The sequence below is a fragment of the Mucilaginibacter sp. P2_D11 genome (genome assembly GCF_056404435.1).
This window is the reverse complement of the sequence record NZ_JBFUEA010000003.1, coordinates 132,968-154,877: the sequence shown is the minus strand read 5'-3', so window position 1 is coordinate 154,877 and position 21,910 is coordinate 132,968. Positions and strand designations below refer to the sequence as shown.

23 protein-coding genes are annotated in these 21,910 nt (G+C 45.2%); all 23 read right to left on the bottom strand.

Features of this window, described 5'->3' with window-relative positions; translation table 11 throughout:
- Positions 1-5 precede the first annotated feature (5 nt).
- The gene (locus AC1DXC_RS05545) at positions 6-3,059 is read right to left on the bottom strand and encodes a SusC/RagA family TonB-linked outer membrane protein (protein ID WP_477458145.1); all 3,054 of its coding nucleotides are present in this window, start codon (positions 3,057-3,059) and stop codon (positions 6-8) included.
- A gap of 130 nt (positions 3,060-3,189) precedes the next feature.
- Complete coding sequence (locus AC1DXC_RS05540; RefSeq protein WP_477458144.1) at positions 3,190-3,687, bottom strand: acyl-CoA carboxylase biotin carboxyl carrier protein subunit; 498 nt, start codon at positions 3,685-3,687, stop codon at positions 3,190-3,192.
- 1 nt (position 3,688) lies between these two features.
- Positions 3,689-4,351, bottom strand: a complete 663-nt coding sequence (locus AC1DXC_RS05535; RefSeq protein ID WP_477458143.1) for a DUF4159 domain-containing protein — start codon at positions 4,349-4,351, stop codon at positions 3,689-3,691.
- The gene (locus tag AC1DXC_RS05530; RefSeq protein ID WP_477458142.1) at positions 4,348-5,058 is read right to left on the bottom strand and encodes a 16S rRNA (uracil(1498)-N(3))-methyltransferase; all 711 of its coding nucleotides are present in this window, start codon (positions 5,056-5,058) and stop codon (positions 4,348-4,350) included. The genes AC1DXC_RS05535 and AC1DXC_RS05530 overlap by 4 nt, the downstream gene beginning before the upstream one ends.
- An 11-nt stretch (positions 5,059-5,069) precedes the next feature.
- Positions 5,070-6,410 (bottom strand): hemolysin family protein, encoded by a 1,341-nt coding sequence (locus AC1DXC_RS05525; RefSeq protein WP_477458141.1) that lies wholly within the window; start codon positions 6,408-6,410, stop codon positions 5,070-5,072.
- A 7-nt stretch (positions 6,411-6,417) separates the two neighbouring features.
- Complete coding sequence (locus AC1DXC_RS05520; RefSeq protein ID WP_477458140.1) at positions 6,418-6,963, bottom strand: inorganic diphosphatase; 546 nt, start codon at positions 6,961-6,963, stop codon at positions 6,418-6,420.
- Positions 6,964-6,985: 22 nt separating this feature from the next.
- Entirely contained in the window at positions 6,986-7,633 is a 648-nt protein-coding gene (locus AC1DXC_RS05515; RefSeq protein WP_477458139.1) for a DedA family protein, read from the bottom strand.
- A gap of 53 nt (positions 7,634-7,686) precedes the next feature.
- Positions 7,687-9,066, bottom strand: a complete 1,380-nt coding sequence (locus AC1DXC_RS05510; protein WP_477458138.1) for an NADH-quinone oxidoreductase subunit N — start codon at positions 9,064-9,066, stop codon at positions 7,687-7,689.
- A 97-nt stretch (positions 9,067-9,163) separates the two neighbouring features.
- Positions 9,164-9,535, bottom strand: coding sequence for a four helix bundle protein (locus tag AC1DXC_RS05505; RefSeq protein WP_477458137.1), 372 nt, complete (start codon positions 9,533-9,535; stop codon positions 9,164-9,166).
- A gap of 46 nt (positions 9,536-9,581) precedes the next feature.
- Positions 9,582-11,048 carry a complex I subunit 4 family protein gene (locus AC1DXC_RS05500; protein ID WP_477458136.1) on the bottom strand — a complete coding sequence of 489 codons (1,467 nt, stop codon included), beginning with the start codon at positions 11,046-11,048 and terminating at the stop codon, positions 9,582-9,584.
- 24 nt (positions 11,049-11,072) lie between these two features.
- Positions 11,073-12,977 (bottom strand): NADH-quinone oxidoreductase subunit L, encoded by a 1,905-nt coding sequence (gene nuoL, locus AC1DXC_RS05495; protein WP_477458135.1) that lies wholly within the window; start codon positions 12,975-12,977, stop codon positions 11,073-11,075.
- Positions 12,978-13,082: 105 nt separating this feature from the next.
- Positions 13,083-13,412, bottom strand: a complete 330-nt coding sequence (gene nuoK, locus AC1DXC_RS05490; protein ID WP_477458134.1) for an NADH-quinone oxidoreductase subunit NuoK — start codon at positions 13,410-13,412, stop codon at positions 13,083-13,085.
- On the bottom strand, positions 13,412-13,924 hold the full coding sequence (locus AC1DXC_RS05485; protein WP_477458133.1) for an NADH-quinone oxidoreductase subunit J family protein: 513 nt from the start codon (positions 13,922-13,924) through the stop codon (positions 13,412-13,414). The genes nuoK and AC1DXC_RS05485 overlap by 1 nt, the downstream gene beginning before the upstream one ends.
- Before the next feature lie 61 nt (positions 13,925-13,985).
- Positions 13,986-14,483 (bottom strand): NuoI/complex I 23 kDa subunit family protein, encoded by a 498-nt coding sequence (locus AC1DXC_RS05480; RefSeq protein ID WP_477458132.1) that lies wholly within the window; start codon positions 14,481-14,483, stop codon positions 13,986-13,988.
- A 17-nt stretch (positions 14,484-14,500) separates the two neighbouring features.
- On the bottom strand, positions 14,501-15,529 hold the full coding sequence (gene nuoH, locus AC1DXC_RS05475; protein ID WP_477458131.1) for an NADH-quinone oxidoreductase subunit NuoH: 1,029 nt from the start codon (positions 15,527-15,529) through the stop codon (positions 14,501-14,503).
- Positions 15,529-16,527, bottom strand: coding sequence for an NADH-quinone oxidoreductase subunit G (locus AC1DXC_RS05470; protein WP_477458130.1), 999 nt, complete (start codon positions 16,525-16,527; stop codon positions 15,529-15,531). Before AC1DXC_RS05470 ends, nuoH begins: the two co-directional genes overlap by 1 nt.
- 35 nt (positions 16,528-16,562) lie before the next feature.
- The gene (locus tag AC1DXC_RS05465) at positions 16,563-17,168 is read right to left on the bottom strand and encodes a Uma2 family endonuclease (RefSeq protein ID WP_477458129.1); all 606 of its coding nucleotides are present in this window, start codon (positions 17,166-17,168) and stop codon (positions 16,563-16,565) included.
- Between the two features lie 31 nt (positions 17,169-17,199).
- Positions 17,200-17,508 carry a hypothetical protein gene (locus AC1DXC_RS05460; protein ID WP_477458128.1) on the bottom strand — a complete coding sequence of 103 codons (309 nt, stop codon included), beginning with the start codon at positions 17,506-17,508 and terminating at the stop codon, positions 17,200-17,202.
- A 6-nt stretch (positions 17,509-17,514) separates the two neighbouring features.
- A complete protein-coding gene (nuoF, locus tag AC1DXC_RS05455; protein ID WP_477458127.1) occupies positions 17,515-18,870 on the bottom strand; it encodes an NADH-quinone oxidoreductase subunit NuoF in 1,356 nt (451 codons plus the stop codon).
- Positions 18,871-19,050: 180 nt separating this feature from the next.
- Positions 19,051-19,578: an NADH-quinone oxidoreductase subunit NuoE family protein gene (locus AC1DXC_RS05450; protein ID WP_477458126.1), complete on the bottom strand. Its 528-nt coding sequence runs from the start codon at positions 19,576-19,578 to the stop codon at positions 19,051-19,053.
- Complete coding sequence (locus AC1DXC_RS05445) at positions 19,571-20,782, bottom strand: NADH-quinone oxidoreductase subunit D (RefSeq protein ID WP_477458125.1); 1,212 nt, start codon at positions 20,780-20,782, stop codon at positions 19,571-19,573. Before AC1DXC_RS05445 ends, AC1DXC_RS05450 begins: the two co-directional genes overlap by 8 nt.
- A complete protein-coding gene (locus AC1DXC_RS05440; protein ID WP_477458124.1) occupies positions 20,782-21,285 on the bottom strand; it encodes an NADH-quinone oxidoreductase subunit C in 504 nt (167 codons plus the stop codon). Before AC1DXC_RS05440 ends, AC1DXC_RS05445 begins: the two co-directional genes overlap by 1 nt.
- Positions 21,285-21,827 carry an NADH-quinone oxidoreductase subunit B gene (locus AC1DXC_RS05435; RefSeq protein ID WP_477458123.1) on the bottom strand — a complete coding sequence of 181 codons (543 nt, stop codon included), beginning with the start codon at positions 21,825-21,827 and terminating at the stop codon, positions 21,285-21,287. Before AC1DXC_RS05435 ends, AC1DXC_RS05440 begins: the two co-directional genes overlap by 1 nt.
- Between the last annotated feature and the right edge of the window lie 83 nt (positions 21,828-21,910).

The window sequence follows — 21,910 nt, the reverse complement described above, 5'->3', positions numbered from 1 at the left end:
CTTAATTAAAATCCAACGTTTATACCAAAAGTTATTGTCTTAGCCTGCGGAGCTGCGTAAAAGTCGTAGTTCTGGGTTATATTGCCAGAGAACGCGTCCGAGTTAAGTTCCGGGTCCCAGCCTGTGTATTTAGTCCAGGTGAAAAGGTTGGTAGCTTGCGCATAAACCCTTAGGCTCCGTAATTTAAGCTTACTAAGCAAGCCTTTAGAAAAGTTGTACCCTAAAATGATGTTCTTCAGGCGCACATACGAACCGCTTTCCAGATACCTCGAACTTGGGTTTACACCGTTACCACCAAACAAACGCGCCTGCGGTACATTTGTGATATCGCCGGGGTTTTTCCAGGCTTTCAACTGATCTATCGTTTGGTTATCTGCGCCGTTATTAAAACCAACTGACATATATTGCCCGCCGCCGTTATAAATATCATCGCCATTTACCTGTTGCAGCAAAAAGCTAAAATCAAAGCCCGAATAAGTTATGGTGTTATTTAAACCCGCTATAAATTTAGGATTAGGGTTACCCACTACTACAGGGGTGGCTTCGTTATAATCGCTGGTTGTGGTGCGATCGCGTTGGCCGTTGCCTAAATCGGTGTTTTTGTAGTACAACGCATCGCCATTGGCGGGATCGGCACCCGCAAACTCAACGGTGTAAAATACGCCAAGCGGCTGGCCTTCAACTGCACGGTTAACCGCATCGCCACTGCCGGTAATAACCTGGCCCTTCAAATCGGTAATTTTGTTGCGATTTATAGAAAAGTTTACGCTGGTGCTCCAGGTAACTTTGCCAACCAGGTTTTTAGAATCAACCTGTATCTCCAGCCCCTTGTTTTGCAACTTACCCAGGTTTTGGGTGATGGTTGTAAAACCCGAAGTAGCCGGTACCTGCACATTCAGCAACAGGTCTTTTGTTTTTTTCAGGTAAACATCAAACTGACCCGATAGACGGCCATTGAAGAAACCAATATCTAAACCAATATCGCTGGTAGCCGAGGTCTCCCATTTCAAGTTGGGGTTAGGCAACTGCGTTGGCCTTGAACCAGCAACGCCTGCATAACCAAAAGCCGAGAACAAGCCACGCGAGGGGAAATTACCGATCTCCGAGTTACCTGTTATGCCGTAGCTGGCCCTCAATTTCAATTCAGATATCAGGTTTTGGTTTTTCATGAAATTTTCCTGAGAAATTATCCAACCCACAGAACCTGCCGGGAAAAAGCCGTACCTGTTATTTGTACCAAAACGCGATGAACCATCTACACGGCCACTTACCGATAATAGGTATTTATCAGCATAGCTATAGTTTGCCCTTGCAAAATAGGATAGCAATGAGTAAGCGGTAGATGACGATGAAGCACCGGTGATATCTGCAGAGCTAATTAGCTTTTTGTAAGCATCACTTGGGAATTGGTCGCCGCTAATCGAATTCAAATCATTTTGCTGGCGCTGATAACTCATACCACCCACTGCGTTGATAGTGCTTTTGCCGAATGATTGTATATACTGCAAAAAGTTGTTAGTATTGAAGTTTGTAGAAGTAACCGAAGAGTTAAAACCAGCGCCGTTACCTGTACCCGAGTTACGGACCGTTAAACTGCCCGCATAGCTATCCTCGCTGGAGTTTAATATATCTACACCAACTTCCGACCTGAAACTTAAAGCCTGCGTAAATTTTACCTGGGCAAACGCGTTACCAAGATTTCGAAAATCGATGGTGTTAAAATAGGCGTTCTGCGAATTGATAAGCGGGTTGTAATACACCGGGAAATTGGTGTTAGGGCTACCCGTTGCCGGATCGAGCGCACCACTAAGCAAACCGGTGCGCGGGTCGATAATAGGCGTAATGGGCGATAGTGCAACAATTTGCTCCGGCGTTGAAAACTGGTTGTCGTTTGATAAACGGTAGTTCTTGGTTCGGGAGACACTCATGTTCGCACCTATCTCCAACCATTTATTGGCCTGGTTACTAATGTTGGTACGCAGGCTGTATTGATTTAAGGCGTTGCCTATCAGGTACCCTTTTTGATCGTTATAGGTACCTGAAATGTAGAACTTCGTTTTGTCGGTACCTCCGGATAGCACCAAGTTATAATTTTGTACGGGCGCATGCTGCGTTACGGCATCCTGCCAGTTTGTATTTACATCATAAGTTTTGTAATTATCGCTGCCTGCGGCATATCTTTTCAATCTTGCTTCAACCGAAGTGGTTGAATAACCGCCTGCGGCGCCCGCTTCTCTAAGCATGGTAACATATTGTTCGGAGTTTAGGAATTGCCTCTCACCGGTAGGTTTGCTAAAACCATAGTACTGATTGTATGTTATCTTGGTGTCGCCGGCTTTGCCTTTTTTTGTGGTTACCAAAACTACGCCGTTTGAAGCCCTCGAACCATATATAGCAGCTGCTGATGCATCTTTCAATATGTCGATAGATTCGATATCATTTTGGTTTAAATCAACAAGCGGGTTTGTGGATGCCCCATTGCTTGAGAAATCATCAACCGTGATGGGCAATCCATCAACAACATATAGTGGCTGATTGCCCGCCGATACAGAAGAGGCGCCACGGATACGCACCTGGATACCCTGCCCTAATTTACCATTCTGCGCCTGGATGTAAACACCCGGCGAACGGCCCTGGATAGCGGACTCTAAACTTGGTACAGGTATATTTTCGATATCAGTGCCTTTTATTTTAGATACGGAACCGGTCAACAGGCGTCTGCTCTGTGTACCGTAGCCCACAACCACCACTTCGGTAAGTTGTTTGGCATCGGTTTCAAGTACAGCGTTCACAACGTCGCCCGTCACAGCAAGCTCCACATCTTTGTACCCGATATATTTAAATAGAAGTACTTTCCCTGTAGGTACAGATAAACTGTATTTACCGTTGACATCGGTTTGCGTGCCGATGGTGGGGGAACCTTTAACGGATACGGTTACTCCCGGTAACGCTGAGCCGTCCTTCTGATCTGTTACTTTACCCGTAACGGCAACATTTTGGCTAAAAGCCAGCGTTACGCAGGTAAATAACAGCAGGAATGAGAGTAGAAATTTCTTCATGCGATATTTGTTAAGTGAATTGAAAAAGTAAGTTCACAAAAAAAAAGCATATAAGCAACAAAAGGCACAAGTTTTTGTGCCTTTTGTTAATATTCTATTAAAATATTGAGGGACCCCCGAAAACTACATGTTAAAACATCATTAAAATCTGCCCTTTCTCTACTTTATCTCCGGGTTTAATTTTAATTGCTTTTATCGAAACATCTGCGGGGGATTTTATGATATTTTCCATCTTCATCGCTTCCAGCACAAAAAGGTTATCTCCCTTTTTCACTTCTGTACCCTCTTGGGCAAAAACCTTAAGTACCAGCCCGGGCATCGGGGCCTTTATCTCGCTTATCCGCGCGGTGCTGGCACTGCTCATGCCTAACTTATCCAGCAATACATCGAACTGATCTTTTGCCGATACGGTATAAACATTGTTGTTTACTTTAATTTCGGCGGTTTTTGCGGCTCTATCAAAACTTACCACCTCTGCATTGTATGATGCCTGGTTGCTTATGATATGGTATAAGGTTGGGTTCAAAGTCGCTATATCGGCATTTACCGCAACATTATTCACCAGCAAACCATCTGCTTGCCTATCTACCTCGAAATCGTGCCGGTTGTTTACCTTTATCTTATACATATCACTTCGTAAATATATACTGCACCAAATTAGCGCCCATGCGCAAAGCTTTAAGCCGCGTTTCCTGGCTATCGCCGGGGTAAGTGCCTAAATCTTCCCAGCCGTTGCCCAAATCGCATTGGTAGGTATAATAGCATACCAACCGGCCTTTGTATATCAAACCGAAACCTTGCGGCCGTTTGCCGTCGTGCTCGTGTATCTTGGGTAGACCTGTTGGGAAGCTGTATTTCTGGTGATAGATGGCGTAGTTTACGGGCAGTTCCACAAAATCAAGCTCGGGGAATACCTTCTTCATCTGCGGGCGTATAAACTGGTCGAAACCGTAGTTATCGTCGATATGCAGGAAACCGCCGCCTGTTAAATACTTCCGCAGGTTTTTTGCTTCCTGATCGGTAAATATCACGTTGCCGTGGCCGGTCATAAAAGTAAAGGGATAATTGAATAACTCCTCGCTGCCTACCTCCACCGTCTCCTCTTCGGGCTGGAAGTTGGTCTTCAGGTTTTCATTACAGAATTTGATGAGGTTGATGAGCGCGGTGCGATCGCCGTACCAGTCGCCCCCGCCGTTGTATTTTATACGCCCCATTTTATACGATGGCTCGCTAAAACTGCTTATGCACAGTAGCAAAGCAATGGCGGCAACATAAAAAAGAGGGTTCCTCATATCCGGTTCAAAAAGTTAGTTTCGAAACAGGCCTCCAATGCGGCGGTTTCGGTGCGCAGGCGGCTTTCACCTAAAGTTATGGCTTTAAATCCGTTCTGCAAAGCCATATCTATTTCGGCGGGGCTAAAATCGCCTTCGGGGCCTATCAATATCAAATAACGGCTTTGTTTATCCAAAGATTGCGCCAGGGCCAATTTTTCGCCGTCGGCACAGTGCGCCATGAATTTTTGCCCCTCGAAAGGTTGTTTCAGGAACTGGCTAAACGTTACCGCCTCATTCAATACGGGGTGATATGCTTTGATAGATTGCTTTACGGCCGATGTGATGATTTTATTAAGCCGCTCTACTTTGGCCTCCTTGCGCTCCGATCGCTGGCAGATGATGAGCGAAACCTCATCGATACCTATCTCCGTGGCTTTTTCCAAAAACCACTCGGTACGCTCTATATTTTTGGTTGGTGCTACAGCTATGTGCAGGTAATGATTACGTTTACCAAAGCCTGTTTCAACAGAATTTATTTGCAGGATGGTGCGTTTGGGGTGTGCATCCTTAATTTCGGCCCGGTACAAGCCGCCTTTGCCATCTACCAGGGTAACGGCATCGCCATTTACTAAACGCAATACGCGCACGGCATGCTTGCTTTCTTCCTCGCTTAAAAAGTATTGGGATACGGTGGGATCGATATCGGGCGTGTAAAAAAGCTGCATTGGTAAAATTACTAATGTAAATCTACAGCGTCTTCTTCGTTTATCAGCAATTCCAGCTTAACCGACTCAATGTTCTGATCGGATTTTTTCAGCACCGTAATGTTATAGCCGTTCGATTCCTTTTGCTCTCCCACATCGGGTATCTTGCCGAATATATCGCCTAACCAGCCCGATACGGTATCAAAGTCGCCATCCTCGGGCAAATCGTGCGGCAGGTGCTCGTTCACGTCGTATATAGGCGCAAGGGCGTTTACCACAAACTCGCGTTCGTTTATTTTTTCTACGATGGGTTTTTCCTCATCGAATTCGTCCTGTATCTCGCCCACCAGTTCTTCCACGATATCTTCCAGCGTAACCATGCCGGCGGTACCGCCAAACTCGTCAGACACGATAGCTATCTGTATGCGTTTTTGCTGCAGCTCGGCCATCAGGTCGTTTATCTTCTTGGTTTCAGGAATGAAGTAAGGCTTGCGGATTATGTTCTTCAATACTATTTCCTCGCCACGGGCCAATAGTGGCAATACATCTTTGGCGTGAACTATACCGATAATCTTATCAATTACATCATCATAAACCGGCATGCGCGAGTATCCTTCGGTTATCAATATCTCTAACAGCTCATGGGTAGGCGTATCAACCTCTATGCCTGATATTTTTGTACGCGGCACCATGATGTTCTTCACCACGCGCTCGTTAAAATCAAAAACGTTCTGTATCAGTTCATGCTCGTTAGAATCCAACGCACCGCTTTCCTTGCCTTGCTCCAAAAGGTATTGCAATTCTTCGGAACTGTGGTGCGCTTCGCCGCCCTCTAAGGTGGTGATGCCCATCAGCTTCAATATAAAGTTGGCAAAACCGTTGAGCAGCCAGATTAGCGGCCTGAATACAACAAAGAAGAATTGTAACGGTACCGAAACCGCGAGTGTAGTCCTGACAGATTTCTGTATAGCCAGGGATTTTGGCGCAAGCTCCCCGAAAACGATATGAAGGACAGTAATTACCGCAAATGATACAATATGCGCAGCAGTATTAAAGCCGGGAGACAAAGTGATTCCCACAGCTAAAAAGCCCCTGATCACAATATTGGTAACCACTCCTTCGCCTACAACACCAAGCCCCAGCGAGGCAATGGTAATACCCAGCTGCGTTGCAGCCAGGTAACCATCTAAATTATGCAAAATGCCGCGGGCAACCTTGGCAACGCCACTACCGCTTTTGGCTTTAAGCTCTATTTGCGAGCCACGTACCCTTACCATGGCAAACTCCGCGGCTACAAAAAAACCGTTGAGAAGCACCAAAAATATGGTTGCTATTATATAAAGGCCATTTATCTCGTAATGCGCGGGGTCCATCAATTATTTATTGGTAAACAGGAAAAGTGGTTTTATACAATTCCTGGGCTTCGGTAATTACTTTTTGGGCATAACGTAAACCCAGCAGGTGCTCAATGGTTACGTTTTTTCCTTCCAGTTTTTTATAATCTTTAAAGAAACGCACGATTTCGGTCATGGCGTGGGGCGGCAACTCATTCAGGTCGTTAATATAATTTACCGACATGTCGTTTTTTGCAACTGCGATGATTTTATCATCCTGCTCGCCATTATCAACCATGTGCATCACCCCAACTACTTTTGCTTCGATGATACTCATCGGGTAAACGTCTATAGAACAAAGCACCAAAATATCAAGCGGATCCTTGTCATCACAATAGGTCTGCGGTATGAAACCGTAATTAGCAGGGTACATTACCGATGAAAACAAAACACGATCGAGCTTTAACAAACCCGAATCCTTATCGATTTCATATTTCGCTTTAGAACCTTTAGGTATTTCAATTATCGCGTTAACTATTTCCGGAACGTTTTCTCCCGGAGAAACCTGGTGCCATGGATGTTGTGTACTCATTGGTATATGTTATATTACTATATTACTGTTGTTGCCCGTCGTTCGCCTTTGCCAGTTTCTTTTTTACGAAAGCAATAATCAACGGAACGGTTGTTACTATTATCAATCCAAGTATGATGTATTGCAGGTAATCTTTCAGTTGCGGGAACCTCCTGCCTAAAAAATACCCGGCCAGCGTTAAAATGCTAACCCATGCAACGCTGCCGATGATATTATATAAAGTAAACTTTTTGATATCTACTTTTACAACACCCGCAAATATAGGGGCAAATGTCCTAACTATAGGGAAAAATCTGCCTAAAATCAAAGCCATGCCACCGTATTTGTCGTAAAACTCCTCGGCAACGGCTATATAACGCTTCTTAAAAAATAACGAATCGTTTTTGTTGAAGAGCACAGGCCCCGTTCGGTAGCCAAACCAGTAACCCGTATAGTTGCCCAAAACACCGGCTACTATCAACGATGGTACCAGGATATATACAGGGACTTCTATAATGCCGGCAGCGGTTAATATACCCGCCAAAAACAAAAGATAATCGCCCGGGAGGAAGAAACCAAAGAACAAACCAGTTTCGGCGTAAACCACTATAAGCAACAGGTAAAAACCGCCATTGCTAATAATGGATTTCGCATCGGTCAAATTCTGCAGGTATTCCCAAAAATCTCCCATTAAGTATATCCGTAAAACTACAAATATTATATGGAAAATGCTTTAGCGATAAATTAAATAAGGCGGGATATCAGCTCGGGGTAAACGCCTATGGCAATCGTAACAATTATCGAAAAGCCGAAAACGAATTTGTAGTAAGCCGGCACAAGTACTTCGGTGCGATCGGCACTGCGGAAATACATGGCAATAATTACCCTGAAATAATAGAATATACTGATGATAGCGTTTACTACCGCAATAATTACCATGAGGTATTTATACTGCAGCAGCGCACCCGAGAACATGTAGAACTTGCCAACAAAACCCGCCGTTAAGGGGATACCCGCCAGCGAAAGCATGCTCACGGTAAGCGCAAAAGCCATGAATGGATTTTTGCTGGCCAGCCCGTTGAAGCCCTCGAAGTTATCGGTACCGGTTTGCTGTCTTACTAATACTAAAGCTCCGAATGCGATGATAGAAGCGATAGAGTATGCCGTAGCATAAACAAATATTGAATTGGCTGAGGCCGCGCCTAAAGCCACTATTGCAAATAACAGGTAGCCCGCATGCGATATACTGGAAAACGCCAGCATACGCTTGAAGCTTTGCTGGTAAAGCGCAGTTATGTTACCGATAAATAGTGTCGCGATGGTAATAACCAATATAACCGGCGACCAAAATGAAGATACGGTGCTAAAGCTTCCCGAAAACAAACGGTAAAATGCTGCGAAGCCTGCTGCCTTAACCACGGTAGACATGAAGGCAGTAATTAACGCAGGCGCGCCCTCGTAAACGTCCGGCGTCCAGAAATGGAAGGGAGCTGCGCCAACTTTAAAGCAAAGGCCAACTATAATAAGTAATATCCCTGTGTAAAATAATGCATTTTGGCTGTGCGGATTAGTAACCACCCAGGCGTTGATAGCATCCAGATCGAACGAACCTGTGGAACCATAAATAAGCGTGATGCCAAACAACAAGAAACCTGTTGAGAAGGCGCCCATCAGGAAGTATTTCAGCGCAGCTTCATTAGAGGCGAAGTCGTTTTTGCGGATACCTGCCAGGATGTACAAGCTCACCGACATGATTTCGATACCCACGAACAGCATGGTTAAATTGTGGAAGCTCACCATTACGATGATGCCGGCCAACGAGAACAGGATGATGGCGTAATATTCGGCAATGTGGTTGCTTATCTTCTCGAAATACCCTTTAGAAAGCATCAGAATCAATATAGTAGAAACGATACTTGTTACCGAAAACACAACCGAAAAGTTATCGAAAAGCATCATGCCGCTATAAATCGGCTGTGCATTAGTGTTCCATTGCATAACAGCGGCAGCCAGGGCAATCAACATGCCTACTATGGTTACCGGCAAAAGCGCCTTTTGGGCCTTATATAAACCCAGGTACAGCAGTACGATAGGCAAAACAGATATGATGATTAAAGTGGTCATTTCACAAATTCTAAAACCTAAAATCTAAATCCTAAAACGAATCTATTTCTAAAGTACATTTTTAAAAATCCAAAGGTTGATTTAATTTCAATCGCACCTATTGGTTGTTGTTCTTCATTTTCTCCAAGATTGCCCCAAAAATCTTCATCAACTCTGTAGATTCCTGTTTTAAGCCTTCCCTGCTTTGTTCCAATTGCTCCGTTACATCAAGCAATCTCAGCCATAATATGCTTTCCTTTGCTTCTTTCCTGCAAATCTTTATCCTGTGCGAGTAATCATTCCGGCTAAAACCTTCATTCGCCTCTATCATATTAGCGGCTACGGAGCCTGACGACCTGATAAGCTGCTTGTAGTATTCGATATTATGAATCGACTTTTCTATTTTCTTTAGGAACTCTTTACAGCTCCGTGCAAATTCAAACGTCCGTTCTTCGAGGTTATACCTTCTTGCAGCTACTTCTTCTGCCATCAATACTTTTTTTTCTTTTAGGATTTAGGCTTTAGATTTTAGGATTTCAAAACTTCGTTGTAATAAATTTATGGCTCACGGTTTCCAGCAAATTCGTAACAGACGCTTCGGAAATGTGCAGCAAGGGTTGCGGATAAACACCGATAACGATGATCAGCGCGCAGATAATACCCAGTGCCAGTTTCTCCGATCCTTTGATATCTGTAAAGGTAGCAGTAAGCTGGTTCAGCTCGCCTTGCATCACGTTCTTGTACATGCGCAGCATATAAACCGCTCCAAGGATAATAGTAGTACCCGCAATGCCCGCCGTAACGATATCCCAACCGAAAACGCCTCTTAATAACAGGAACTCGCCTACGAAACCGTTTGTTAAAGGTAGTGCAACCGTACCTAATACGATGATCAGGAACGCGATAGCAAAGTTAGGCGCTACCTTGGCTATACCGCCAAGCTTGTTTATATCGCGGGTGTTTAAACGCCTGCTGATGATGTCCCATATAAAAAACATCCCCACCACGTTGATACCGTGGCTTACCATCTGTATCATGGCACCTTGTACGCCATAAATATTCCAGGCGAAGATACCGGCTGCTATCAGCCCGACGTGTGCGATAGATGAATAGGCTACCAAGCGCTTTCCGTCAGTTTGTTTAAAAGCAATGATGGAGGCATAAACGATACCTATTACTGACAATATAATGGCAATGTTCGCCCAGGTTAAAAAGCCAATCGGTGCGTTCGGTATCAACCAGCGGATAACGCCGTAGATACCCATCTTCAGCATAATACCTGATAGCATCATGGTGCCAGCGGTTGGCGCTTCGGTATATGTATCGGGTTGCCAGGTATGGAAAGGAAATATGGGCATCTTGATGGCAAAGGCCAAAAAGAAAGCCAGGAACACCCAGGATTGATGCTTTGCATCTAAGCTTAAGGCGTAGAAATGTTCGAGGTCGTAATCTTTCGTTGGCGTTTGAAGGTACAGGTATATGATGGCTACCAGCATAAACAAGGACCCCGCGAACGTATAGATAAAGAATTTGATATTGATACGGATGCGGTTTTCGCCGCCCCACAAGGCACAAATAAAGTAAATAGGGATAAGCGCAGCTTCCCAGCCTACGTAGAACAAGAAACCATCAAACGCGGTGAACACCGTTAGCAAGCCCGCCTGCATAAACAGAATAAGGGCGTAGAATGCTTTGGCATTTTTGTATTGATGTTCGTACGTGGTTAATATAATCAGCGGAACCAGCACGGTAGTAAGCAATACCATCACCATACTTATGCCATCTATGCCCGCTTTAAAATAAATACTGAACTGTTTTATCCAGGGAACATCTATAGAATATTGCAGCGATGCATCGGCCACGAAACCGTTCAGGAAATAAAGGGCAAGGGCCAGTTCGGCAATGGCAAAAAACATGGCAACATGTTTGGCCATCTCATTTTTGAACAGCAATACCACAAGGGCTGCCAAAATCGGTAAAAAAAGTAAAATGCTAACCGTCATTTTATTGGGTAAAACGCTATCGTTTTATATTTTAATTAAACCGTAAACCAAAATGGCAATAATACCCACCACCATCATAAATATGTAGAAACCCACATTCCCCGTTTGCAGCAAGCGCAGGCCTTTGCTTGTCTCCAGGGTACCTTTGCCCAAGCCGTTAACCAGACCATCTATGCCAAGCTGCTCCACCACTCTGTAGAAAAACCCCGACAGGAAATCCAATGGCTTGCGTATAATGGTATCGTACAACTCGTCGATGTAAAATTTGTGGTATGATAGATTAGCCAATGCCGGGCGTTCTTCCTCGTCGGCCACAGGCAACCTGCCGCCTTTTACGTATTTGATATAGGCGTAGGCCATTGCGGCAAAAGCCACACCGACAGAAATAAGCATCAAAGTAATCTCGGTACTGTGGCTTAGCTCATGTTCACCCAATATCTTTGTTGAGTTTTCAAACACCGGTGCAAGAAAAGCACCCAACTCATGGTGCCCAGTCAGTACCGGCGGCACGCCTATAAAACCGCCGATAGCTGATAATATTGCCAATACGATGAGCGGGATAGTCATACTTGGTGGCGACTCGTGCAGGTGGTGTTCCTGGTCGTGCGTTCCTCGGAATTTACCCCAGAAGGTGAGGTACATCATCCGGAACATATAGAAAGATGTCAGCATAGCCGTAATTACGCCCACTACATAAAACGTAGTGCTATGTGCAAATGCCGCTGCTAAAATTTCGTCTTTAGAGAAAAAGCCAGAGAAAGGAGGGATACCGGCAATGGCTATGGTACCGATAAGCATCGTAATAAAGGTAATCTTGATTTTACCTTTTAGGCCACCCATCTTGCGCATATCCTGTTCGCCGCTCATGGCGTGTATAACCGAGCCTGCACCAAGGAACAATAATGCCTTAAAGAAAGCGTGTGTGAGCACGTGGAAGAACGAGCCGGTGTAAGCGCCAACGCCTAACCCTAAAAACATATAACCCAACTGCGATACGGTAGAATAAGCCAGCACCTTTTTGATGTCGGTTTGCGTAAGGGCTATCAAAGCGGCGAAGCAAGCCGTGGTTAAACCCACTATGGCTATAATCTCCATAGTTTGTGGAGCCATGGTGAATAAGATGTTAGAGCGGGCTATCATATAGATGCCTGCTGTAACCATGGTTGCAGCGTGTATCAATGCCGAAACCGGAGTTGGGCCGGCCATCGCATCGGGCAGCCAGGTAAACAGCGGCAACTGTGCCGATTTACCGATTGCACCAACAAAAAGCAGCAAGGTAACGAGGGTGAACATCGAATCGCCCCTTATCATGGTAGCTGCCTTAGGGAATATTGTAGCAAACTCAACGCTTTTAAATACTGCAGTGAGGATGAACACGCCAAGCAAAAAGCCAAGGTCACCAATGCGGTTCATGATGAAAGCTTTTTTGGCGGCATCGGCATAGCTGGCATTGGTGTACCAGAAACCGATGAGCAAGTACGAGCAAAGGCCTACGCCCTCCCAGCCAATAAACATCACAATGTAGTTGCTGCCCATTACCAGCAGCAGCATGAAGAACACGAACAAGTTTAAATAAGCAAAGAACTTACCGAAACCTGCATCATCGTGCATATACCCCGCCGAGTAAAGATGTATGAGAAACCCAACGCCGGTAATGATCAACAGCATGATAGAGCTAAGCTGATCTACCAGGAAAGCGAAAGGAATTTTTATGTCGCCAACGCTAATCCAGTTGAAAAGCGTAACGTTTATTGGTACGCCGCTAGATTTTATCTGGAAAAACGCAAGCGCGCTTATACCGAAAGCCACGAACACCAGCAAACTGCCGATAGCGCCGATAACGCTTTTCGACAAGGTGTTGCGCCCAAATCCGTTTATCACAAAACCGGCTAAAGGTAATATAGGAATAAGCCAGATATATTTATCCATTTGTATAGTTCGTTAGCCCCCTAGCCCCCTGAAGGGGAAACGTTGGCGGGTTATTGTTTTATCGTTTATGAACTCCTGCTCCACTTTCAGGGGGATGGGGGGCTCTTACCATTTCAACCTGTTCAACACGTTGATATCTATCGAATTGGTATTACGGTATATCATTACTATAATGGCCAGGCCTACGGCAACTTCTGCTGCGGCAAGTGCCATAATAAAAAAAACGAAAACCTGCCCGGCCGGGTCGTTGCGGTAAACCGAAAATGCGGTAAGCAACAGGTTAACCGAATTAAGCATCAACTCAACCGACATGAATATCACTATAGCATTGCGGCGCAAAAGCACGCCCATAACGCCGATAGAGAAAATAATCGCGCTTAAGAGTATATAATGATTAAGCGGCACCGCATGCATGGTATTGGCTATACTGTTCATCAGATGGTTGCTTTTTGTTCTTTTTTATCCTTTGTTGCCAGCAATACAGCGCCCACCATTGCCGATAGCAGCAACACCGACGATACCTCAAACGGCAATAAAAAATCTTTGAATAATACTCTACCCAGGTTTTTCACCAGGCCAAGGTTGGGGTTTTGCAGCACCACAGGGTCTGATACATTAGTGGCGACTTTTAAAGATGATACAAGCGCCACCATCAAAATACCTGCTCCCACTACTGCGGCAAGTTTTACATAAATAGGTTTTACCGGCTCGCTCTCTTTATTAAGGTTGATGAGCATCAGCGTATATAAAAACAAAACCAGTATGGCGCCCATGTAAACAATAAAGTTTACGATGGCCAAAAACTGAGCGTTCATTAAAATATAGTGTACTGTGAACGTAAAAAAGGTAAGTATAAGGTACAGTATGCTATGTACCGGGTTCTTCGCAGAAATAACCAGTATCGAGAAAAAGATAGATAAAAACGCGATGAAGTAAAATGTACTCATGTTTTATTTTACTAAATACTTCTGCCTGTGTAAAAGGTTGGGCAAAGGTATAAAACTTTGGTTATTGATTTAAAGGTGCTTCTACTAATTTGTCTTTACCGTAAATAAAATCCTTACGCAGGTAATCTGATGCTACCACATCGCCATCGAGGTATATAGCTTCCTTAGGGCAGGCTTCCTCGCAAAGGCCGCAAAATATGCAGCGCAGCATATTTATTTCATAAACGGCGGCGTACTTTTCCTCGCGGTATAAATGCTCCTCGCCTTTCTGGCGTTCGGCTGCTGTCATGGTGATGGCTTCTGCAGGGCATGATAATGCGCAAAGGCCACAGGCGGTGCAGCGTTCAGCACCGTTCTCGTCGCGTTTAAGCGAATGTTGGCCCCTGAAATTTTCAGAGAACTCGCGTTTTTGCTCGGGGTATTGTATGGTAACCGGCTTTTTAAAGAAGTGGCCCATGGTAATGGTCAAACCTTTTGCAATAGCAGGCAGGTAAGCACGTTCCCAAAAATTGAGAGGCTTTACTTCTAAAACTTTCTTTTTATTACTTAATGATTCCATTTTAAACTAATCCTCAATTATAAAAAAGTAATAACACAAGCCGTAATCACAATATTGGCGATAGCCAATGGTATCAAAACCTTCCATCCCAAGTCCATCAGTTGGTCGTAGCGGAAACGCGGAATAGTCCAGCGCACCCACATAAAGAAAAAGATGAACAACAACACTTTCAAGAACATGATGGCGAAGCCGAACAGCGGCCCCCAGGTTGCTCCCAGCAGCCCATTCATATAATCCATGCCCGGGTAATTATAGCTGCCCCAGTATAGGGTAACCATTACTGCAGACGAGATGAACATGTTGATGTATTCCGCAAAAAGGTAAAAACCTAATTTCATCGAAGAATACTCAGTATGGTAACCACCTACCAATTCGGTTTCGCACTCAGGCAAATCGAAAGGGGTACGGTTGGTTTCTGCAAAGGCGCATATCAGGAATAACAGGAAACCTACCGGTTGGTAGAGCACATTCCAGTGCCAGCTGTGTTGGTTCGCAGCGATTTCACCAAGGCTCAATGTACGGGTTACCAGTAATAAAGCGATGATGGAAAGCCCCATCGAAATTTCGTAGCTGATATTTTGCGATGCTGCGCGGATAGCGCCAAGCAGCGAATATTTATTGTTTGAGGCCCAGCCGCCTATCATTACGCCATAAACGCCTAATGATACTACACCGAAAATATACAGGATACCTACGTTGATATCGGTAACCTGCAGCGGTATGGTTTTGCCGGCAATAACGATATTTTGCCCCCATGGTATAACCGCCGAACCAATACAAGCCGTTAAAATAGCCAGCGATGGGCCAACGATAAACAAGAAAGGTGTAGCATTTGTGGGGATGATTTCTTCCTTCAAAAACATCTTACCGCCATCGGCCAGAGGCTGAAAAATACCCCAGGGGCCCGCGCGGTTTGGGCCAACACGGTCCTGAAAAAATGCCGCTATTTTACGCTCGGCATAAGTAGAATACATGGCCACCACCAGGCTTATGCCAAATATAATGGCAACAAGTGCAAATTTTATACCTATTTCTGCTAATTCCATTACAGGCGTGTCTCCCTTTCAAATTGTTCTTTATTGGCTTGCTGCAATATCGGGTTGGTTTTAACCACCGGCAATGGCTTAAGCGTATCGTAGTGGTTGGAGCTGATAACCGATTTATTGGATACCTTGCGCGGGCCTTCTATCACCCAGTCAGCTGTTTTCTTTTTATCGAAACGGCAGGTATTGCATATAAATTCTTCTACCTCGCCGTATTCGTCTTTACGTGCGGTTACGCGTATAACATCTTCACCTTTGTACCAAAGGGTTACTTTACCGTTGCACTTTTCGTGGTCGCAATCGCGATGCGCCTCTACCGGTTTGGTAAACCATACACGGTTCTTGAAGCGGAAAGTCTTATCTGTTAAAGCGCCTACCGGGCAAACATCAATTACATTGCCGCTGAAGTCGTTATCTACCGCTTTAGTAATATAAGTAGAAATTTCGGAGTGGTCGCCACGGTTAAGGATACCGTGTATGCGGTGGTCGGTAATTTGGTCGGCCACAAACACGCAGCGGTAGCAAAGTATGCAGCGCGTCATATGCAGCTGTATCTTATCACCGATGTCGATTTTCTCGAACGTGCGGCGGTCGAATTCATAACGGGTTTTGGCAGCACCGTGTTCGTAACCTAAATCTTGCAGGTGGCATTCGCCGGCCTGGTCGCAAACCGGGCAATCAAGCGGGTGGTTTATCAAAAGCATCTCCACAACACCTTTACGTGCTTCAATAACTTCCGGGGAAGATATATTTTTTACTTCCATGCCGTCCATGACGGTAGTACGGCAGCTCGCTACCAGCTTAGGCATTGGGCGTGGGTCTTTTTCAGAACCTTTGCTTACCTGCACCAAACAAGTACGGCATTTACCGCCTGTGCCTTCCAGCTTAGAGTAATAGCACATAGCAGGCGGAACGATATCACCACCTATCATCCTTGCGGCGTTCAGGATGGTGGTTCCCGGCTCTACTTCAATGGATATACTATCTATTGTTACCTTCATTTATAATTTATACTTATCAAAGTATGTTTAAGTTCTTATTCCTGTTCAAATAACTTGGCGAATACATCGTCCATCGCTAACTCAAAACCTGGTAAAATGGGGGTTATTAATTTATCACCAACAGTCAATGCTCTTCCTTCGGTAACAAATTTCCCTTCGCTATTAAGGATATATCTTATCATCGATTGCTCATCCGGATAAACCAACCAATACTCCTTTACGCCAAACTCCTCGTAGAGGTCGTATTTTATTTTTATCTCTTTCTTGTTGTTTCCCGGCGATAATATCTCCACTACAATATCCGGTGCACCCAGGCAACTCCTTGGATCGGCCATCTTCGCTAAGTCACAAATGACACAAACGTCAGGCTGAACTACGGTTTTTACTTTCTTATCACTTTTTTCGCTTCTTACCAGTCGTACGTCAAAAGGTGCTGCAAATACCCTGCAAGGCTTATTCTTTAGATATTGATGTAACTCCCCTGAGATATTACCTGATATAATCTGGTGATTTCCGCTTGGCGCGGGGCTCATCCTAAAAATCTTACCCTTTATTAATTCCAGCCGTTCTTCAAAACGCCAGGAATAATAATCTGCGTAGGTATAAGATTTCGAGAAGTCTAAATCATCAATGCTTTGCATATTCAAAGTTACTTCAAATTAGCTGGACACTTTAATTCAAATTTAAACTAAAGCTAACTGCTTTAACACCTGTTTCCGGTGGCCCAAACCTTAATATAATATTTGCGCCAACCATAAAAGGAACAGTCTCCAAATCCTTTCTTACCAGTTCGTACAACTTTTTAGCGTCCGGGCCATACAAGTAAAATGAGCCGTCACTATTATCAAGGGCTATTTCATGCCCGTCATAAAAACCAACTTCACTATCCTTTAACAGAGCCATCAACCTTTCAACCAGGTCATAAAATGGTTCATCCTCTTTGAGGCCATAGTTAAACTCAATGATAACGGCCTGCTCCATTTTTTACTACGCTACAACCGCATTCAACGGATCAGCGTAATGTGCTATCCCGTAATTGCGTGTTGTTGCTTCGTAGGCATTTGTTACGTGCCATTCAAACTCATCCCTAAAATGGCGTATAGCACTGGCAACCGGCCAGGCTGCTGCATCGCCAAGTGGGCAAATAGTGTTACCTTCTATCTTTTTCGATACATCTACCAGCAAATCAATGTCGCTCATTTTGCCATGACCGTATTCCAGGCGGTGCAAAACTTTCTCCATCCAGCCTGTGCCTTCGCGGCATGGCGAGCATTGCCCACAGCTTTCATGGTGGTAGAATCTTGAAAAATTCCAGGTATTGCGCACGATACACTGGTCTTCGTCATAAGCTATGAAACCGCCCGAACCCAGCATGGTGCCGCTTACGAAACCGCCATCCGATAACGATTCGTAGCTCATCAAGCGGGCCTCGTTATTAACCGTCTTCAAAAACAAATTAGCAGGAAGAATCGGTACTGATGACCCGCCTGCAACAACCGCCTTAAGACGTTTGCCGTTGGCTATGCCCTGGCAATAATCGTCACCGTAAACAAATTCTTCACACGAAAGGCCCAGGTCAATCTCGTAAACGCCGGGCCTTTTCAGGTTACCGCCGGCTGATATCAGCTTGGTACCTGTGCTGCGGCCTATGCCAATCTTAGCATACTCTTCGCCACCATCGTTAATGATAGGTACTACAGCCGCAATAGATTCAACATTGTTTACTACCGTAGGGCAACCGTACAAACCCGCAATAGCCGGGAATGGTGGTTTTATCCTTGGGTTGCCGCGTTTACCTTCAAGCGATTCTAACAAAGCGGTTTCTTCTCCGCAGATGTAAGCACCGCCGCCGGGCTGTACGTATAGTTCCAGGTCGTAACCCGTACCTAAAATATTCTTGCCCAAAAAGCCTTTTGCTTTTGCTTCTGCAATGGCTTTTTCAAGGATGCGTATCTGCGGCATCATTTCGCCGCGCAGGTATATATACGATGTATTTGCACCCAGCGCAAAGCTGGATACGATCATCCCCTCAATCAACAGGTGAGGGATGTAAGTCATCAGGAAACGGTCTTTAAACGTACCGGGTTCAGATTCGTCGCCGTTGCAAACCAGGTAACGTGCTACGCCTTCCGGCTTGGCCAAAAAGCTCCACTTCATCCCGGTAGGGAAACCGGCGCCACCACGGCCACGCAAGCCCGATTTTTTCACCTCTTCCACAATTTCTTCTGGCGTGAGGGTTTTCAGGGCCTTCTCCACTGCTGCATAGCCGCCTTTAGAGCGGTACACATCAAAGGTTTCGATACCAGGTACGTTTATATGTTCTAACAGTAATTTACGTGCCATCCGTATTAATATATTTTGCCGGTTAATTTGTAGTACTGTATATGTTGCCAAATACGATGCCCCAGTACCAGAATAACAATAAACACCTTTATAAATCCGTCAACTCCTATTGGGTTTGATGGGAGGAATAACAACGCAATCAATAAAGCATGCGTTATGTCCCTAAAAATCAGCCAGCCTTTAGTTACCACTGCCTTTTGCTTTTAAATCACTGATCAGTTTATCAACCGAAGCGGCGGTTAAGTTCTCGTAAAATGTATATTCCGGGGCAATTTGCAATACCGGGCCATAACCGCATGCTGCAAGGCACTCAACACCTCTCCAACTAAACAGACCGTCTTCGGTAACATCGCCCTCTTTTACGCCAAGCGTTTTTTCTATGTGTTCCATTATGGGCGTTGCGCCTACAATTTCACAAGGGCCCGTGCGGCAAACTTCCAGCATGTACTTCCCTTGGGGCTTTAAAAAGTACATGGTGTAAAACGATGCTACCTCGTAAACCTCTATCGATTGAATTGAAAGGTATTCTGCAACGCTATCCATTGCCGGTGGGCTTACCCAGCCGTATTCGGCCTGCACCAAATGCAATATCGGCAGCAATGCCGATTTTTGCTTACCCACAGGGTAACGGCTAACTACATCAGCAAATTTGGCTGTAAGCTCCGGCGAAAATGTAACCGGCGTATTGGTATCTTGTACGCTAAGCATCTAACTCTCCTGCTATTACATTTAAACTACTCATGTTAATAATGGCATCAGATAACAGCATGCCGCGGCTCATGGGCGCATACATCTGGTAATTGATGAAGCTTGGCCTGCGGAAATGCAAACGGTATGGCGAGCGGCCACCATCGTTCACCAGGTAAAAACCAAGTTCTCCGTTAGCGCCTTCCACTGCGTGGTAAACTTCAGAATTCGGGGTTTCCACTTCGCCCATCACTATTTTGAAGTGATAGATAAGAGCTTCCATGTTATTGTAAACTTCTTCCTTCGGAGGCAGGTAAAACGCCGGCACATCCGCGTGGAAGATATCTGATGGTTCTTTCTCTATTTTGGCAAGGGCCTGCTCTATCAGGCGCATGCTTTGCCACATCTCTTCGTTGCGCACCAAAAAGCGGGCGTAAACGTCGCCGTTATCACCAACCGGTACTTCAAAATCGAAATCCTCGTACGATGAATACGGCTCCATGGCCCTTACATCATAATCAACACCTGTGGCACGCAATATAGGGCCGCTCCAGCTATAGTTAAGGGCATCCTCTGCGGTAACAGCAGCCACGCCGCGCGTACGATCAACAAAAATGCGGTTACGGTTAAAAAGGCTTTCGAATTCCTTTAAACCGTAGTTGAAATCCTTTAATACTTTCTTTATCTTACGGAAAGCGATATCATTGAAGTTGCGCTCGAAACCGCCTATACGACCGATGTTGGTGGTGAGGCGCGAGCCGCAAATTTCTTCGTAAACTTCGTATATCGCTTCGCGATACTGCATCATGTAGGTAAAACCCGTCAACGCGCCGGTATCTACGCCTAATATCGAGTTACACACAATATGATCTGCAATACGGGCAAGCTCCATAATGATCACACGCATATAATCAACACGTTTCGGCATAGTAATGCCAAGCAGTTTCTCAACCGTCATGTGCCAGCCCATATTATTGATGGGCGATGAGCAGTAGTTCAACCTATCGGTAAGCGGGGTTATCTGGTAAAAGGGGCGGTGTTCGGCAATCTTTTCGAAAGCGCGATGTATGTAGCCTATGGTTGATACGCCGCTAACTATCCTCTCGCCATCCATCTCCAGCACGTTTTGAAATACGCCGTGCGTAGCAGGGTGCGTTGGGCCGAGGTTAAGCGTGGAATGCTCGGTTTGCGGATCGTTATCTGTATATACGGGATGGTTCTGCATTATCTTCCAAAAAAGTAATCTTTTTTATCAATACGGTTTGGATCTTCCAGCGGGAACTCTTTTCTCATCGGGAACACCGTCATGTCATCCACGTTCAGTATCCTCCTCAGGTCGGGATGCCCGTCAAATATCACCCCAAAAAAATCATATGTTTCTCTTTCCATCCAGTTGGCGCCTTCCCATAGCGTTGTAGCCGTTGGGATGTGCACGTCGTCGGCAGAAAGAAAAACCTTTACACGAATGCGCGTATTGGTAGTTAAACTATGCAAGTGGTAAATAACCCCTATCGCCTTCTCCAGTTCAGGATAATGAATAGCCGTTATATCCGTAAGGAAAATAAACTTCAACTCCGGGTCGTTCTTGAGGTAGGCAAGCACGTCGCCAATCTGTTCCCTGCCGGTTTCTACCGTTAAAAGTCCGTAATCCTGGTTAAGCTCGGTAACCTGGCCGGGGAATTTCTCGCCCAATGCCTGTAGCAGTACTTCGTTAGCTATCTTACCCATTATTGTATTCCGTATTTAGCTAACAATGCCTGGTATTTGGGTTCCTGACGGCGGCGGCCGGTTTCAGTTTTAACCAACTCCTGTATCGCCATAAAACCATCTATTATTGCTTCGGGGCGCGGTGGGCAGCCGGGTACGTAAACGTCTACCGGTATCACTTCGTCAATCCCTTGCAAAACCGAGTAAGTATCAAAAATACCACCGCTTGATGCACATGCGCCAACGGCCATTACCCAGCGTGGCTCGGCCATTTGCAGATACACCTGGCGTAAAACCGGGCCCATTTTTTTTGATATAGTACCCATCACCATCAACAAATCTGCCTGGCGCGGCGAAAAACTCAAACGCTCGGCACCGAAACGGCTAAGATCGTACGTAGAGGCCATGGTGGCCATAAATTCGATGCCACAGCAAGAGGTTGCGAATGGTAAGGGCCATAACGAGTTTGCCCGGGCCACACCTATCGCTTTATCAAGCGATGTGGCAAAAAAGCCGGAACCTTCTACCCCTGCGGGGGCCTCAACTATTTGAATATCACTCATGAATTTCTATCAAATAAAATAAACCCATCAGCTAAAACTGATGTGCAAATTTAATAAAATACGTTGTAACGAGTACACGAAGA